Source organism: Alteromonas sp. KUL49 (genome assembly GCF_006538345.1).
Lineage (GTDB): Bacteria > Pseudomonadota > Gammaproteobacteria > Enterobacterales > Alteromonadaceae > Alteromonas.
This window is the reverse complement of the sequence record NZ_BJKL01000005.1, coordinates 346642-364199: the sequence shown is the minus strand read 5'-3', so window position 1 is coordinate 364199 and position 17558 is coordinate 346642. Positions and strand designations below refer to the sequence as shown.

At 43.7% G+C, this 17558-nt stretch carries 12 protein-coding genes and 1 pseudogene; 7 read left to right on the top strand and 6 right to left on the bottom strand.

The genetic code is table 11. The features are described from left to right. Window positions 1-287 precede the first annotated feature (287 nt). Window positions 288-1076 carry a CDP-diacylglycerol--serine O-phosphatidyltransferase gene (pssA, locus tag EYS00_RS11445; protein ID WP_130636664.1) on the bottom strand — a complete coding sequence of 263 codons (789 nt, stop codon included), beginning with the start codon at window positions 1074-1076 and terminating at the stop codon, window positions 288-290. Window positions 1077-1313: 237 nt separating this feature from the next. On the opposite strand from pssA, the gene xdp1 (EYS00_RS11440) reads away from it, so the two are divergent. The 6 genes from xdp1 (EYS00_RS11440) (at window position 1314) to rluF (ending at window position 10867) form a co-directional block, all read left to right on the top strand. Continuing rightward, window positions 1314-2201, top strand: coding sequence for an exosortase-dependent surface protein XDP1 (xdp1, locus tag EYS00_RS11440; RefSeq protein WP_130636663.1), 888 nt, complete (start codon window positions 1314-1316; stop codon window positions 2199-2201). Between the two features lie 148 nt (window positions 2202-2349). After that, complete coding sequence (gene xdp1, locus EYS00_RS11435; RefSeq protein WP_130636662.1) at window positions 2350-3222, top strand: exosortase-dependent surface protein XDP1; 873 nt, start codon at window positions 2350-2352, stop codon at window positions 3220-3222. A gap of 113 nt (window positions 3223-3335) precedes the next feature. Continuing rightward, entirely contained in the window at window positions 3336-6098 is a 2763-nt protein-coding gene (prsT, locus tag EYS00_RS11430) for an XrtA/PEP-CTERM system TPR-repeat protein PrsT (protein ID WP_242618740.1), read from the top strand. A gap of 181 nt (window positions 6099-6279) precedes the next feature. Next, entirely contained in the window at window positions 6280-7146 is an 867-nt protein-coding gene (locus EYS00_RS11425; RefSeq protein WP_130636660.1) for a hypothetical protein, read from the top strand. Window positions 7147-7287: 141 nt separating this feature from the next. Beyond that, window positions 7288-10029, top strand: a complete 2742-nt coding sequence (locus EYS00_RS11420; RefSeq protein ID WP_165399365.1) for a tetratricopeptide repeat protein — start codon at window positions 7288-7290, stop codon at window positions 10027-10029. A gap of 97 nt (window positions 10030-10126) precedes the next feature. After that, complete coding sequence (gene rluF, locus EYS00_RS11415; protein ID WP_130636658.1) at window positions 10127-10867, top strand: 23S rRNA pseudouridine(2604) synthase RluF; 741 nt, start codon at window positions 10127-10129, stop codon at window positions 10865-10867. Window positions 10868-10875: 8 nt separating this feature from the next. Here rluF and clpB read toward each other — a convergent pair. The 3 genes and pseudogenes from clpB to rluD all read right to left on the bottom strand — a co-directional run bounded on the left by clpB (window position 10876) and on the right by rluD (window position 15272). Then, window positions 10876-13445, bottom strand: a pseudogene (gene clpB, locus EYS00_RS11410) (ATP-dependent chaperone ClpB). Between the two features lie 103 nt (window positions 13446-13548). Beyond that, on the bottom strand, window positions 13549-14292 hold the full coding sequence (gene pgeF, locus EYS00_RS11405; RefSeq protein WP_130636657.1) for a peptidoglycan editing factor PgeF: 744 nt from the start codon (window positions 14290-14292) through the stop codon (window positions 13549-13551). Further along, entirely contained in the window at window positions 14289-15272 is a 984-nt protein-coding gene (gene rluD / locus EYS00_RS11400) for a 23S rRNA pseudouridine(1911/1915/1917) synthase RluD (RefSeq protein WP_130636656.1), read from the bottom strand. Before rluD ends, pgeF begins: the two co-directional genes overlap by 4 nt. Before the next feature lie 165 nt (window positions 15273-15437). Here rluD and EYS00_RS11395 point away from each other — a divergent pair, with 165 nt between their 5' ends. Beyond that, entirely contained in the window at window positions 15438-16202 is a 765-nt protein-coding gene (locus tag EYS00_RS11395; RefSeq protein ID WP_130636655.1) for an outer membrane protein assembly factor BamD, read from the top strand. A gap of 56 nt (window positions 16203-16258) precedes the next feature. Here EYS00_RS11395 and EYS00_RS11390 read toward each other — a convergent pair whose 3' ends face one another. After that, window positions 16259-16954 carry a ChrR family anti-sigma-E factor gene (locus tag EYS00_RS11390; protein WP_130636654.1) on the bottom strand — a complete coding sequence of 232 codons (696 nt, stop codon included), beginning with the start codon at window positions 16952-16954 and terminating at the stop codon, window positions 16259-16261. Continuing rightward, a complete protein-coding gene (locus EYS00_RS11385; RefSeq protein WP_130636653.1) occupies window positions 16947-17558 on the bottom strand; it encodes a sigma-70 family RNA polymerase sigma factor in 612 nt (203 codons plus the stop codon). Before EYS00_RS11385 ends, EYS00_RS11390 begins: the two co-directional genes overlap by 8 nt.

Here is a 17558-nt window from a genome sequence, read left to right as displayed (position 1 = left end):
CTGCCTCTTTCGAAGCGGATGCGTATGTTACAGCGCATCATTTTTTTGTCAATCATTTTTGTTAATTTTTTTCAATCAAACTTAGTGGTGACAACCTCTTCAGCGCCGTTGTTATTGGCGTTCCCTGTTGAGGAGGCGCGCATTTTACGCAGTTCTTCCTCGGCGTCAACAGGCTTTTTTAAAAAATATAAAAAAAGCGACTCGTTCGGTCGCTTTTTATACATTAAGGTTAAAAACCAAGCAAAATTTAAGATTTTATCGATTGCTGGTGTACTAATGAACCTTCATTACTTGTCTGTTTCATTGGTTTTTGGTGTAGTTTTGAAGTCCGCATCTTCTTCGTGATCACCAACAACATCATGCAATCGTACTTTATCTACCATACGGAATGTATTTATTGGGCCTGCTAACGCATAAAGTACAAATACAATGAATAAGACCAGTGCAGGCTCAGTAGCAACTACAACAAACGCTAATAGCACAATTAATATACCTACAAAAGGAACCTTGCCTTGCCAATTAACTTCTTTAAAGGAGTTGTATTTAAAGTTACTCACCATCAATAGGCCAGAGATACCAGTGACCGAGGCAACAATAAGTCCGTAGTCTGTACCTACCACGTCGTACTCCACACCAACCCAAACAAGTCCCGATACCACGGCAGCGGCAGCAGGACTTGCTAGCCCTTGGAAGAATCGCTTATCCGCTATACCTACCTGGGTATTGAAACGCGCCAATCTGAGCGCTGCACCAGCAACATATACAAATGCAGCTAACCAACCGAGTTTACCTAATTCAGTAAGTCCCCAGTTATAAGCAACCAACGCTGGCGCCATTCCAAATGAGACCATATCAGCCATAGAGTCATATTCTGCGCCAAAATCACTCTGAGTATTTGTCATTCTGGCAACTCGTCCATCTAAACCATCAAAGATCATTGCCACAAATATAGCGACTGCAGCAGCCTCAAATCTACCATTCATCGAAGACACAACAGCGAAGAAGCCAGAGAAAAGGCCTGCAGTTGTCAGAAGATTAGGTAGTAGGTAAATACCCTTTCGCTTTTGTTCAGACATAAGTCCTCGTACTACTATTAACTTTTCATCAATTATTTCACAGTTCTACTTCGTGGGATACCCACAAAACACAACCACAATTTCAGGACCTTTGAACATTAGCAAAAGTTCACCCTACATAATTAGGTATGGATTCTTGTACTTAAAACTAAAGACCTTTCCCCTACACTGCATTCATCATGTTGAAACGGTGAGTTGTTGGTAAAACACCAAACAACTTTTAGGAGCAAATTTATAATGACTTGGTTGAAGGTTCGATTTACATCGCTATCCATAATGACTCTGTTTGTTATCGGATTAGCTGTAAGTAACGCTGTTGAGGCATCAAGCTATTATCGCAATCACTGTGGTGGTTCCAATAGTAGCGAGCAATCAGCCTTGTGTAATTCATCGCTCGGTGAATATACCTACGACCTTATTGATGATGGCGTTTCATATTCTACAAATGCCGCTCATTCGAGCATTTCAATTGACGGTGTGAATGTAGCTCTCAGTGCTTGGTCTGATACCGTTGGTACATACAATGACCACGTTGTGACTGAAGCTAGCCTAGTCCATATATCCAACAACTATGGCTATGGCATATATAACGCTGACCATGAGTATTATGGCAGCAACCCAGACCACGCCATTGATAATGTGAATACACTGAGCTACAACGTTTCACCTGACTTTGATTTCGTTCTGTTGTCTTTCAGCGAATCAGTCAAGCTAACTGGTGCAAGCTTTTCTTGGATTGGTAATTCCAATGACACGCAAGTATCTATTGCAGGTTTAGATGACATATCAACACTAACTTCTGGTGTGAACACTTGGTCTGATATTGTTCAGGACGCGCTGACTGCAGGATCTTATGATGTGACTGAGTGTGATTATGTTGATCACAGAGCAGACTTTACCGTGGCCTCTGCTTCTAAATACTGGTTATTAGGTGCCTATAATACTGTGTTCGGTGACATTGGCGGCAATATGTACAACGATGCATTTAAACTGACTGCATTGGGGTTTGACATTGACGGACAGCCGAACGAGCCACCAACAGATGTAAGTGAGCCAAAAACTTGGTCAACACTCGCTGCTTTTGGCCTATTTATCGCTTGGCGTCGTCGAGTTAATCGAAGCTAATTTCATACTCTTAATAAAAGCTGACTGACTGTCAGCTTTTTTTTCATATGATTTACACCTCTTAAAAAAATATGCGGTATATCAAAGATATAAATACAGGCATGACTTTTGCTTACCTAAGGGTGAAGTCATTACTGAGTAGTCTTGTATGCAACGCTTTTTTTCTGTTTTCTTAATTAGTTGTTTTTTCGCTAGCTCCGTTGCTGCTAGCACCACGGTAGACACGTCACTGGAAGAGCACGTTTACGATCTGTACGTGGGCGGAGGAAGCCATAGCAATATTAACTACACCACCAACGCTGCAAGCTCGTCGATTGTCATCGATGGTACAGAGGTTCGCGTTGGCGTTACTGCGTGGGCAGATACCGCTAATGTGAGTAACGATGGGATCAGTAATGACGACACAGAGGTGGTTCAATACAGCCAATTAAACGCCTATTCATACAATGGCGATTATGGTTATGGCCTTGTTAACAGTCACAGCAACGACAGTCATACTTTTGACAATTTTACCGGTGGTGACGACTTCGATATGGTTCTGTTTTCATTTAGCGAAGACGTAACTTTGACAGGCGCCTCTTTTACTTACCTCACAGGTTATGACACTGGGAAGCAAATTTCTGTTATTGGCCTTAATGATATTTCTCTATTCGAGAATCACGCGTCTAACGAATTTACATGGAGTGATGTAGCAAATTCTGCAGGAACGGTGTTGTCATCTGGTCACTTCAATATTTCGTCCACAATATACTCTGGTGGTAGTCACGGCAATTTCAGCTCAGACTTTTCTAATTTATCAGTAGCGAAGTACTGGTTGGTTGGTTCGTATAACACACACTTTGACGACAATAGTACTTCTCACCATGGGTCGGGTTTCAAACTAGCTAGCATTGATTTTACTGTTGATGACGCCCCAGATATTACTCAACCAGTACCTACCACGGGTAGCTTTTGGTTACTATGCTCTGCGATAGGCTTTGTAGCGCTAAAGCGCAGAAAGAACGCAAAACTGTTTAAATAAGTATAAAAAAACGTATCTTCTAGGCAGTTCAACTACTGCCTTTTGTATAAAAATTTCCAGGGATTTACGTTTTCATGCCGACTTTTGTCTTTCTGTGCAGATCCATTATCATCATGGCCACACTCGTGGCGTTTGCGCCACAGGTTAAGTCATCTACCTCTGAAGACTATGAAAAAGCGCTCAGATCATTTCAGTTTGAAAAGTATGACGAAGCGTATATACACCTCAAAAATAGCTTACAAAAGGACCCTCAAAACCTCGCGGCTAAGTTACTGATGGGGAGAATCCTCCTGATAAACGGCTACCTAAATGCAGCGGAAATGGAATTCGTAGAAGCCTACGAGATGGGGGCAGACGTAAACCTTATCGCCAGCCCTCTGGGTAACACTTGGCTTTTTTTGAATAAATACGAAGACGTGGTTCGTTTTGACGGCACGGAAGGTCTTACTGGTGAAAACGTTATTGACTGGTTGCAAATAAAAGCAACTGCCTGTATCCGACTAGATGATCTTGTTTGCGCCGAGAGTAGTTACGGCAAAATATTGGATGCGACATCAACGTTTATTCCTGCTATTCAAGGCATGGCTTCAATAGCTATTCAAAAAGGCATGCTGATGCGAGCCTCAACACTTATTGAGCAGGCAGAGTCTCTTGACCCCAACAACGCTATTACTTGGCGATTAAAGGGACAACTGGCCTATCAACAAGGCGACCACAACACCGCTACTGATTACCTTCAAAAAGCGCTGACGTTTAACCGAGACGATCCTATTGCGTTGCGTAATTTGGTGGACCTTTATCTTCAGGCGAACGACTACGACAGAGCAAAACTGTTTGTAGATGAAATTATTCAAGAAACGCCAAACGATCCTCTTGCCATCCTACTTAATAGTTGGCTGGAAAGCCGCGAGTCGAAAAGTGTGGTAGACAGCGAAAAGTTACAGCAGTTGAATGAATTCATGGCACAGCTTTCGCCTGAACTTATTTCTTCACAACCAATGCTGCTTTACATCAGTGGGTTGACTAACTTTTTCAATAACAACATGGAAAAGGCCGCAGTAGACTTCAATAGTTATCTGCAAAAAGAGCCTGAAGATATACAAGCGGTATTGATGTTATCTCAAGTTTATCTAGCAACTCAACAGTACAAGCAGGCGCTACTACTGCTTACCACACATGAGACTGAGCTTATTGAATCACCTGATTCTGCGTTAATTCTGGGCGATCTCTACATTAAGCAAAATAAAGCCTTCAAAGCAGAGCGCTTGATACAACGTCTAGAACTTCGCTATCCAGACAACAATAAAATTCAACTGTTCAAGATTAAGTTAATGGCAGCTCGCGGTCGTCGTGAGGACGCCGTTAAGATTCTTGAGGCGAACTTCGACCGATTTAAAGAAAACTCTACATTTCTTTTCACCTACTCACTGATGCATCTCCAAGGTGGTGAATTTGAACTAGCATTGAAAGGCGCAAATCTTCTTGCACAAATGTTTCCAGACGAGAGTGAAGTGTTCAACTTGCTTGCTGGTATCTACATAAGAAGCGGCGATCTGGAAACCGCAAAAATTCAGATTGATAAGGCACTATCTCTGAACCCTACCCTTTTCCCAGCAAAGTTTAATCTAGCAGCGATTCATAGCAGACAGGGAAATTTCGAAGCCTCAGAAGTGCTCATTGAAGAATTACTTGTACTCTCTCCTCAGCACACTGAATCGATGCTGTTGAGCGGCTATAACGCGGCAAATCAAGGTAGGCCAGGAGAAGCGAAAGAGATCTATCTGAGTATAATGGATTTCAACCCTAACCATGTTGGCACCCGAGAGCGCTTAGTCAATGTATTTCGTGGAGAAGGTGATTACGAGACTGCGTTGTACCATTTGGACAAGCTACTTAAAGATGACTTTGATAACCCAGATTACTTACTTGACAAGGCTGGTCTGCAGCTCGCCTTAAGGGACCCTAACAATGCAATTAAGACCTTAAATATCGTAGAGAACTTTATCAGTGATTCTCCACAACGTCTCATTAGGTTTAGCGAAATTGCATTAGCACTCGGCGAAGAGTCAAAGGCTTTACAAGCCATGGAAAACGCACAGACTCTAGCGCCAAACAACGCGATGATCGTGTTATCGAGAGCTCGGTTGTTATTGAGTTTAGGTCGAGTTGAAGCAGCGAGTGGTATTGTTAGCCCTCTCGCCCCATCACAACAGCGCAATCCCAACTATTGGCATACTCTAGGAACCATTTTTGCTGAAGAGGGCCGTGATGATGATGCAGTTGCGGCCTACAAGCAGGCACTTTCTCTAGACGTGTATTTTTCACAGCCAGTGATTTCACTCTATAATTACGCGCTTCGTGATCGCTATGTGGAGGAATTCATCACTACCTCTGAAGAGATAGTGAATAGCGCACCTGACAATCTTCTGGTGAAGAACCTGCTCGCGCAATATCTCTTTTTTATCCGAGATTATGAACAATCTAGAGCGCTCTACGAGTCTTTAATAGAGGAACCCAATCTACTCAATCCAGCGCAAGCGCATAACCGCCTTGCAATAATGGCTCTAGAAACAAGTATTAGCAAAGCATTAAGCCACATAGAGATTGCATACTCCCTTAACGCCAATGACGCAAAAATATTGGATACCTACGGCTGGATACAAGCGCTTCGAGGTAATTACGAACACAGTCTTGAATTACTACGCGAGGCATACGCTCGAGATGCTCAAAACCCAAATGTGAGATATCACTTGGGTTATACCCTAGCTAAACTCAACAGATTAGATGAAGCACGAGTTGAACTAGAGTACGCAGTAACAGTAGAACGTCCTTTCTATTTACGTCCCGATGCTCAAAAACTACTCGACGCGTTATAGCACTATAAAGCTTTAGTATATAATTTGGCTATTAAAGAGCGTCAGTATTCTTTACACTGAAAGGGAAAGCGTACTTAAAAATACCCTAAACACCTGTTTTAATTAAAAATATAAACAAAGGCATGATTTATGCACTTGTAATTTTGATTTTTTGTATTCTCGATTTGTTTTTAGGAAGGTTATGAGCTCAATGAAGCTTAGTGCTGTGTTTTCTCGAGTTGTGATGACGGTTGCATTTTCTCTGTGCGTTTTTGGCAACGCGTACGCTTCCGTTCAAGTACTCGACTTCACTACCGCTGCAAACGGTGATGTGATATCAAACGGTCAAATCATTGATGACGAGTACAGTGAGTGGGGCGTCACCGTATCTAGCTGTAGTTTGAACGGTTCACAAATGACTGAGGCCAACCATATCAACGGTAATTGCGTTGGTGGTACGGAGAATGTCAGCGTTGCATTCGATACTAGTTTGAGTGGTACCCTTGATCCTGATTTAGAGTTCGTTTTCGACAATGGGGTCTACCGCGCTAACGAAGGCTCTCAAGATATCTATGAACCTCTACAGATTGCTGGCGCTGGCGCTGGCCCTGGTAGCGTGCTGATTTTACATGAGCGTCCTTACGAATGTTCAAACGGCGTGTGTGCAAACCCAGATGATGAGGGTACTCGCCCTGCAGGCTTCTTCGCATTTGACTTTGCCGAACCCACCGCGATTGTTTCTCTCGACTTTTTCGATATTGAATACAACGAAGCAAATACTGCAACAAAAGTATCATCGCTCTACTTCCATCTCAGCGACGGTAGCATTGTTCAGAGTGACGTAGTCGACACTGGTGACGGTGGTTATGAGCGCGTTGAATACGCGAATATGTTCGATGTCGTTAAGCTAGTCGTTAACATGCCCGGGTCAGGTGCCATCAATAACCTTGTGTTTGGCCAGAATCCCACTGTAGTTACGCCTGTATCTGCACCAGCGGTGCTTGGGATGTTGATGTTATCTTTCTCATATTTGGCGAGAAGGTCACGCTATCGATTTTCGCGCAAGTAAATTCTGAGACTTATCACTTTTAAAGGGCGCCTAGCGCCCTTTATTTATTCCCCACAACTGCGTTATTCTTTTGTCTCTTCTCGTTAAATTTCTATCTACATGTTTGGTGCCATGCTCCGATTCTTTCTATTCGCTACTTTAATGCTCACTGTTTCACAGAGCGCAATTGCCGCCAATCACTATGAAATGGCGCTTGATGCATTTAACGAGGGCAAAGCTGATGTAGCTTACATTCATCTCAAAAATGCGTTAACAGATACCCCTGACCATCTTCCTTCAAAACTGTTGATGGGAAAAATTTTGCTTCAACAAGGATACGCTAGCTACGCAGCAGAAGAACTTGAAGAAGCCTTAGAGATGGGCGCGGATAAAAACTTGGTCATCATACCGTTAGTTAAGGCACTACTCATAACTCGCCACCCTAGTGCACTGCTTGATATCGATATATCAGGGTTGAGCAACAACGTTCTCTTTGACGTACTGTTACTACGCGCTGCCGTCTTCTTACAAGAGGGCATGAAGCAGGAGGCATTGAACAGTTACCAACGAGCATTAGCCCTCTACCCTAACGAACCTAGAATTCTCAATACTCTTGCACTCTTTTACCTCGGAGAGGATGAACTTCTAAAAGCAGAAGAGGCAATAATTAAGTCTGAAGATATCAATGGAGTGTCAGCAAAATCGCTCCATGTTCGCGGTCAAGTTTCTGAATACAAAGGTGACTTGGAAACGGCGTTGGCATTTTATGAACAGGCCAATGATATTGCCCAAGACGATCCAGTGCTGCAACGCGCAAAGGCAAACGTACTAATAAGACTGGGGCAAGATGAAGAAGCCATCGTTGTTCTAGAATCAATACTAGAGCAAACGCCTGACGATCCTTTCGCTAAACTAAGCTTAGGTCGCATTTCAGCCAAGGTAGGCAATGAGGAATCAGCGGAGCTCATCTTTGGTGAGTTGACCAGTGTGCTGTCTCAAATTCCTGATGACGCTAAAACATCAGACGCTACGCTGTTACTGATTGAAGGTCTTACCGCAATTTATCAAGATAACCACAAACAAGCCCAAATTAAGTTAGAACAGTTTCTCGCCAAACGCCCTGAAAACATCAATGCCATTGAGCTACTTGCTCGTAGTTATCTCATAACACAACTCCCTAGCAAAGCACTCAATCTGCTCGATAAGAAAGCGGCCACTATCGCTGAAAATCTGCCGCTGTCGTTGGTATTGTGTGACCTTTATTTACGCTCAAACAAGGTTCATCGATGTAACAACCTTCTTGATAGACTCACCAATATATATGGAAACAATGCTTCGATACAGACGATGGAAATTCAGGTTCTACTGAGGCGAGACCGGCCTGAAGAGGCTCTGACGCTTTATCAAAGTTACTTTGGTGAACGAAGTGATACCACACTGAGAAAACTGTATGCATTTATACATGCTCGCTTGGGTAGAAATGATGAGGCCCTCGCAATAATCGAACAAGCGATCCAAAATTCTCCTGAAGATGCAGGGCTTAAGTTAGAGCAAATCCAATACCTGATTCAAGCGAATAGACTCAACGATGCCGAATCTATTATTGATGTATTATCGTCACAATACCGCGACAGTAGCCAACTAAAACACAGCAGAGCAACGTTGGCGTTACGGAGAAATCAACCCGAAGTTGCCGTTACATTAATGCAAGACGTGGTTGAGACCAGTGACAATCCAGACTACTGGCTCACGTTAGGAGAGGCTCATTTTAGAGCTCAGAACTACCAACAAGCGATCGATATACTAGAAGACGTTAAGTTAGACCTAAAACGAAGTAGCAAACCTAGCGAACTATTAGTGGCGATTTATAATCGCTTAGGCGATTACGACAGCGCACTACTTGAACTTGATTCTCTCACCACACGCTTTTTTATTGTGCCAGACTACTTTATTGCGAAAGCCCAAATATATTTGGCACTGAACGACATTAGCAAAGCCCATGACACTTACAATGTGGTTTTCGGTATCTGGACTGAAAACCCTATTCAACTTGCCAAACTAGCAAGGTTACAGCGTAAGGCGGGAGATATTGACGGTGCAAGACTTTCCATAGAACGAGCCTTATCTCTAGACACTAATGCCACTGAAATACAGATGGAATACACCGAACAGCTTCTCGCTGAAGGAAAAGTTACAGAGGCACAAAACACGGTGTCACAATTACTGGCGCAAAATAACACAAACATCCAAGTTCTTATGCTTGCAGGTAACATTGCTGAAGCGAGAGAAAACTATGCAGAAGCAAGTCAGTTCTATGCCCAAACGCTTGCTAGTATGCCGCAAAACAAAATCGCTGCGATTAAACTTTACCAACTTGCTCAATTGGACTTAGATAACCAACGTTTCGAGCAAGCGCTATCTAACATCGTAGAGCGCTTCCCTAATGCTGCATTTCAACGGAACTTATTAGCTGACTATCATTTGTCTCATCAACGTTATGATTTGGCCGCTATTCATTACGAACAACTGATTGCCCTTGAAGGGTTCCCTAATCGCGACCAAGTACTCAACAACTACGCGATCATTCTCATTAGGCAAAACAAGCTAGTCAAAGCGACAACTATCGCTGATCAGGCTCTCAATCTAGCACCAAATAGTCCCTTAGTGCTTGATACACGCGCCTGGTTGTACACGCTAAATACTCAATATCAAGAAGCACTATTCTTATTGCGTAAAGCATATACCTTGGACTCAAACCAGCCAACGATCCTATATCATTTGGGGTATACCTTAGTAAAACTGGAGCGCTTTGATGAGGCCAAGGATATGCTAGAGTCTGCCATTGCTAGCGCCGAAGACTTTGATGAAAAAGCACTGGCCATTCAATTATTGAGTGAACTTTGACTTAAGTTTTTAAATTTGGTCTTAGCGAGGTTTTAATTATTGTCTACACAAGATAATATCCGCAGCCCAAATACATTGCGAAAATAGGCACATTACAATGAGCACAGACGCACTTAAACGCTTGAACAAATATATCAGTGATACTGGGCTTTGTTCACGACGCGAAGCCGACAAGCTTATTGAACAAAATCGTGTCACTATTAACGACAAACTTCCTGAACTAGGCACAAAAGTTGGGCCAGGAGATGTGGTAAAAGTAGATGGTAAAGCCGTAAGAGCGGTAGCAAAAGACAAAAGCGATCGCGTTTATATTGTCTACAACAAACCCATCGGAATTACTTGTACTACAGAGCGTCACGTGCGTGGCAACATTGTTGACGCCATCGGCCACAAGCAAAGGATCTTTCCTGTTGGCCGACTAGACAAACCGTCTGAAGGCCTCATTATTCTTACGAGTGACGGCGACATCGTGAATAAGATTTTGCGCGCCGAAAATGCTCACGACAAAGAATATGAAGTTACAGTAAATCAACCGATTAGCGAGAGGTTTCTCAAGAAAATGGCTGGAGGCGTACCTATTCTCGGTACGGTGACCAAACCATGCGTAGTTACACCATGCGGTAAGTTCAAATTCCGAATCATATTAACCCAGGGATTAAATCGTCAGATCCGTCGAATGTGTGAGTTTTTAGGTTACGAAGTTACCAAGCTCAAGCGAACAAGAATTATGCACTTGGAGCTCGATAACTTAAAACCAGGTAAATGGAGAAACCTAACCAGTAAAGAGTTAGATAGGCTCAACAATGCGGTTCGCCATTCCAGCAAAACCGCAAAGTAATGAGCCTATTATTGGATCGTGAACACATCGTCTTGAACATCAATGCGAATACTACCCGAATTCGATAGCTCTCCAGACAACAACTTTATCGCCAACAGGTTTTCTATCTCATTTTTTATAATACGTTTGAGCGGTCTTGCACCGTACACAGGGTCAAAGCCAGCATCAGCCAACTTATTCAACGCATCTCCAGATAGCAGTAACTTATAGCCTTTCTCTGCGAGTCGAGCACGCAGTGCTGCAAGTTGTATCTTAGCAATAGATTTAATCTGCTCTTTACCTAATGGGTGGAAAACTACGATGTCGTCAACTCGGTTGATGAACTCAGGTCTAAAATGCTGACCGACCACAGACATGACGTCCTGTTTCATCGATTCATACTCGGCTTCAGTATGTTTGTCTTGGATAATGTCAGACCCTAAGTTAGACGTCATAATGACCACGGTATTTTTGAAATCCACCGTACGCCCTTGTCCATCAGTCAAACGGCCATCATCCAGTACCTGTAAAAGCAGGTTGAATACATCTGGGTGGGCTTTCTCTACCTCATCTAGCAATATAACAGAGTAAGGCTTACGTCTAACGGCTTCAGTAAGATAGCCTCCCTCCTCGTAGCCAACATATCCCGGAGGAGCACCAACCAAACGGGCGACGGAATGCTTCTCCATAAATTCCGACATATCAATGCGAACCATGGCTTCTTCGGTATCGAACATAAAACCAGCTAGGGCTTTACACAGCTCTGTCTTACCTACACCTGTGGGGCCCAAGAATAGGAATGACCCAATGGGTTGTTCTGGATCTGCAAGGCCCGCTCGGGAACGTCGAATCGCATTAGACACCGCTTGCACGGCTTCCATTTGACCAACAACACGCTTGTGAAGCACTTCTTCCATACGAAGTAACTTGTCTTTCTCACCCTCAAGCATTTTTGCCACAGGGATACCGGTCCAGCGAGACAGCACGTCAGCAATCTCGGTATCAGTCACTTTATTTTTGATCAGCTTAGTTTCTCGAGCCTCACTTTCACTGACTCTTTCCAACCGTGACTCTAACTCAGGGATCCTACCGTACTGGAGTTCAGACATACGGTTTAGGTCAGATGCACGTCTAGCGATATCTAAATCTAACTTTGCCTGTTCTAACTGAGACTTAATGGTTTGCGTACCTTGCATTGCCTCTTTTTCTTCAAGCCACACCGACTCTAATTTATTGTACTTAGATTCGGCTTTCTCGCGCTCAAGCTCGATGGTTTCTAGCCGTTTGAGACTGACTTCATCGGTTTCTTTAGCGAGCGCCTGTTCCTCGAGCTTAAGCTGAATGATACGTCGTTCCAGTTTATCCATTTCTTCGGGTTTAGAATCAATTTGAAGACGAATACTCGATGCTGCTTCATCGATAAGATCAATTGCTTTATCAGGCAACTGTCTATCGCTGATATATCGGTGAGACAAACTGGCCGCAGCCACAATGGCCGGGTCAGTAATATCTACTGAATGATGAAGTTCGTAGCGCTCTTTCAGGCCACGAAGAATGGCAATAGTGTCTTCAACGGTAGGTTCATCAACCTGTACTTTTTGAAAGCGACGCTCAAGTGCAGCATCTTTCTCAATATATTGGCGATATTCATCAAGCGTTGTAGCGCCTACACAATGTAGCTCACCTCTGGCTAGTGCCGGCTTCAACATATTACCAGCATCCATCGCGCCCTCGCCCTTACCTGCACCAACCATAGTGTGAAGCTCGTCAATAAATAGAATCACACGACCTTCTTCTTTGGCCAGTTCATTCAGCACGGCTTTTAACCGCTCTTCAAACTCGCCTCGGTACTTAGCGCCAGCAACCAGTGCCCCCATATCTAGCGAAAGCACACGTTTATTTTTAACCCTTCCGGAACTTCACCATTAATAATTCGTTGCGCCAGTCCTTCGACAATGGCAGTTTTACCTACGCCAGGTTCACCAATGAGCACAGGGTTGTTTTTCGTTCTGCGCTGAAGCACTTGTACAGTACGGCGGATTTCGTCATCTCTGCCAATAACAGGATCAAGTCTTCCCTGTTCCGCTCGCTCGGTAAGGTCGGTGGTGTATTTTTCCAGCGCTTGTCGTACGTCTTCCGCATTTGGATCTGTGACATTTTGACCGCCACGCAGATTATCAATGGCTTTTTCCACACTGTCTTTATCAACATTGAGTTGATTTAAAATTGTTCCCAAGCGTCCTTTGTCTTGCAGTGCAGCGAGAACAAAGATCTCTGAGGTGATGTAGTCGTCTTTGCGCTGTTGTGCGATTTTATCGCACAGATTTAGCAGAATACCTGAGTCTTTACTCAGTTGAACGTCACCACCAATACCATCAACTCTTGGCAGCTGTTCAATAGCCTCAGCCAGAGCTGAACGCAGGGAGTTTACATTGATGTTAGCGTTGTTTAGGAGTGGACGTACTGAGCCACCCTGTTGATTCAGCATGGCTGACATCAGGTGAACAGGCTCTATAAATTGATGATCTCTGCCCAAAGCCAATGATTGTGCATCTGAGATGGCAAGTTGGAACTTACTGGTAAATCTGTCTAAACGCATAGAGACGCATCCTCAAGTAATTGCTTAACGCTATGCCCTAGTTATGGGATCAGAATTCACGCTATTCAAGTGCAAAAATGAGAAACAAAATCAGAAGATTGATTTAGCGCAATCCAATAACACTTACGATTCGACCTGTTGTACTTTGACCATTGTGGGTTGCACGTCGATGAGAATAAAAAGTATCTGCTTGACAGTAAGTGCATAATTTACTGTAGAATATACGGCCTACCCCAATTTGGGAGAGTTGATATTCAGCCACGGTGGGAAGATCCAACTGAAATTTATCTTGCCGCTTACCCGGTGATACCGCTTCAGGATATTCTTGAAAACGCTGCGCTAATTCTCGGTCAACCTCGTAGCAATCACCGCAAATACTCGGCCCAATCCAAGCCATTAGATGCTCAGGTTCACAATTGAAGCGTGCTACCGTCGCCGCTATGATCTCTTTGTACATTCCTTGCCAACCGGCGTGTACAGCAGCCACCTGCGTTCCTTCACTGTCACACAACAATATAGGAACACAGTCAGCTGTCATTACTGCACAGTGATAGGTGGAAGAGTCCGTTATTGCAGCGTCAGCCTTTGGAATATGTGCAAAATGCTCATTACTATTTAATGCAACCACATCATTACCATGTACTTGATTTAGCCACACGATTTTCTGTGCTTCAGGCAACATTGCCCGATTTACAGCAACATTCTTTTCATGATCGCCGACATGCCCACCAACATTCAGTCCCCGATAGACTCCCCCGCTCACACCACCAATTCGAGTGGTAGTGTAAGCGAAGATATTCTTTGGCGCTGACCAGTTGGGTGCGATTAACGTAGGTTGAGTGGTCATAGCTCGTCGATAGGAAAGGCTTTGGTGTCTTCTCTAAGTTCTGACAACAGATTTACCATATCTTCAGGCAATGGCGCTTTCCATGTCATCCACTCATCAGTTTCAGGGTGAAACAAAGATAACTGGGCTGCATGCAATGCCTGACGTTGGAACCCTCTCAACGTGTTGATAAAGCTTTCGGACGCGCCTTTTGGTAAGCGCGGTCGACCACCGTATACAGGGTCCCCTACGAGAGGGTGTTTGATGTAGGCCATGTGAACGCGAATTTGGTGTGTTCTGCCGGTTTCTAGCTTTAGTCTAACGTGAGTATGAGCGCGGAACTTCTCTTTTACACGGTAATGGGTCACCGCTGGCTTGCCAAACTCTCTTACCGCCATATGTGTTCGCTTAGTAGGATGGCGGCCAATAGCTGCATCGACAATCCCACCAGCCACCATAGTACCGATAGCTACCGCCTCGTATTCGCGACTCATAACACGGTGTTGGAGTTGATCGACTAAGTGGGTCTGAGCCTGTAGTGTTTTAGCAACCACCATTAGACCCGTTGTATCTTTGTCTAATCGATGAACGATACCTGCTCTCGGTACCTTGTCGATATCGGGTACATGATTCAACAAAGCGTTGAGAATGGTACCACTCGGATTTCCCGCCCCTGGATGTACAACAAGATCAGCAGGCTTATTAATGACGAGTATATGTTCATCTTCGTAAACGATATCTAGGTCGATATCTTGTGCCTCACTGGTTACCTGAACATCCATTTCAGCAGTAACACAAATAACCTCTTCCATTTGTATTTTATGGCGAGGAACGGTTATAACGTCACCATTTAAGGTAACATTTCCTTCTTGAATCCAAATTTTTAGCTTAGATCGTGAAAATTCAGGGAACAAATCCGCTAAAACTTGATCTAAACGAAGTCCGAAATGCTCTGGGCCTGTCTCGGCCTCCAGATTTATCAAGTTGTCCGACAATGTCATAACACCAATAATTGCATGTAAAACCGCTATTATAACAAGCTTTCAGACAGGACACCGGATTGTTTACGAATTTGTATGGTTTTTGTTGTTGGGTGTGCGTTAGAATGAACAGATAACACAGCTTGCAACATGAAACGCATTGTTTAGCAGGAAAATAAAAACATTATGAAATCATTTCGCTTACTTGCCCCGGTAGTATTGGGTGCAGTGATCACCATGACTGGTTGTAGTTCTTCAGATGAAGAAGAGCAAATCATTGTTGCCAACATGGGCGCACAACAACTCTACGATAGTGCTAAACAAAGCATGGAGGTGGGAAACTTTAGTGCAGCAGCGCAAACGCTGAGCCAGTTAGACTCTCGCTTTCCTTTCGGTCCACTGTCTCATCAAGTACAACTGGACCTTATTTACAGTTATTACAAATCGGGTAAGCCGGAAGAAGCCATTGCCAACATAGATCGCTTCATCAGATTAAATCCAAATCACTCGGATGTTGACTATGCATATTACATGCGTGGCCTTACCAATATGGAATCTGACAGCAATTTGTTTCAAGAAATAATGCAAATTGATCGTTCCGATCGCGACCCGTCAAAATCTCGAGAAGCGTTTAATGATTTCAGACGCCTCATTCAGCAATACCCAGACAGTAAATACGCTGCCGATGCAAAAGCAAGAATGCTGCATATTAAAGATCGTTTAGCGCGTTACGAAATTGCCATCGCTCGTTATTACATGAAGCGAAGTGCTTATGTTGCCGCTGCGAACCGCGGACGTTATGTAATCGAACATTACCCAGACTCAACACAAGTTCAGTCTGCGCTGGAGATAATGGTATCTAGCTACGAGCAGTTGGGATTGACCGAACTTAGAGACAACGCTATGAAAACGCTTCGCATCAACTTTCCTGATAGCGAATTTATTGGTTAAGAAACCACACGCATAAAAAAACGCGCACAATGTGCGCTTTTTTTATATTCGTTTATCTATCGAAAAAATAAGTGGCTGAACGGATTAAGCAACCTAGCCAGTCCTGACGTAAAGTGCAAAGGCTCATCGACCATACTGAATACCAAGCATCCGTCATGCGAGACTGCCTCTGGTGTGTGAGTATGAGTGCTATCCATCAGGATAAAATCACCGGAATCGTATTGATTCAATCCATCACTAAACTCACCGTTAATCACCAAAGTATATTCAGTACCTCTGTGAGTGTGCTCTGGAACACTGCCACCGTGGCCCATAAAAATGAAATTGGCCACGCCTTGTGTACCCATATCTACAGGCGCTTGCCACAGTTTCCCGACCAAGCTAGACCAATTACCTGTTTTGTTTACATAGCGATGGAGTGTTCTCGGTAGCGGGAACTTTCTTCCATCGAGTTCGATATGATTGTTATCCTTCTTTTTAGCGATAGTAATCAGTTCGTCTGCACTTAATGAGGACGGGAGTTTAGTAATGTCAGCGAGCATAGACTGCATAGAATTCGGTAATTCATGAGACTCTTGACCTGATACCTCATCGAAAGACTCTTGAGCAAGTTCTTCGGTGATACTATCAACCATTTCCATACAACGGGGGCACATGTCACAATGTGCAGACACCATAATAGAAAGGGCTGGTGGTAAGTCACCAGTAACAAATGCCCTTAACTGCTCTAAAGTAGGGTGAAAATTAATCATTGTCGCTTAACATGCCTTTCAATCGCTGAAGCGCCAATCGAGTTCGTGATTTTACGGTACCTAGAGGTATACACAACTGATCTGCAACTTCTTGTTGAGACTTCCCATCTATATATATGGCTTCAACTACTGCTCGTTGTTTCTCTGGCAAAGCTTCGAACAAATGCCCGATTTGCTCTAAGGTAACTTGCTCGTCTAGAGAAACTTCGTTTTGGTCAGCAGTTTGCTCACACAACACCGGCCAAAGATCATCTGAACAGATGTCTTCCTTGCGGTTTTGAAGCTTTCGTAACATGTCGAATCGTATGTTACGCGCAATAGTAAATATCCACGTTGAAGGAGAGCCCTTCTCAGCGTTAAACAAATGCGCTTTTTGCCAAACATTCGACATAGTGTCTTGCACCAGCTCCATAGCTAATGCTTCGTTACCCATTTGCTTTAATGCATAGGAACGAAGTCTGGGCGCAAAATAGTTGAAAACACGAGCGAACGAAGATTTACAACGCTCTTCAGCTACTGCAAGTATGTAGTCTGACATTTCTGTAGCGCAGTCTTTTGGTTTGACTGGGCTGTTTCGTTGCTCCAAAGGAATTCCAACTAGCAT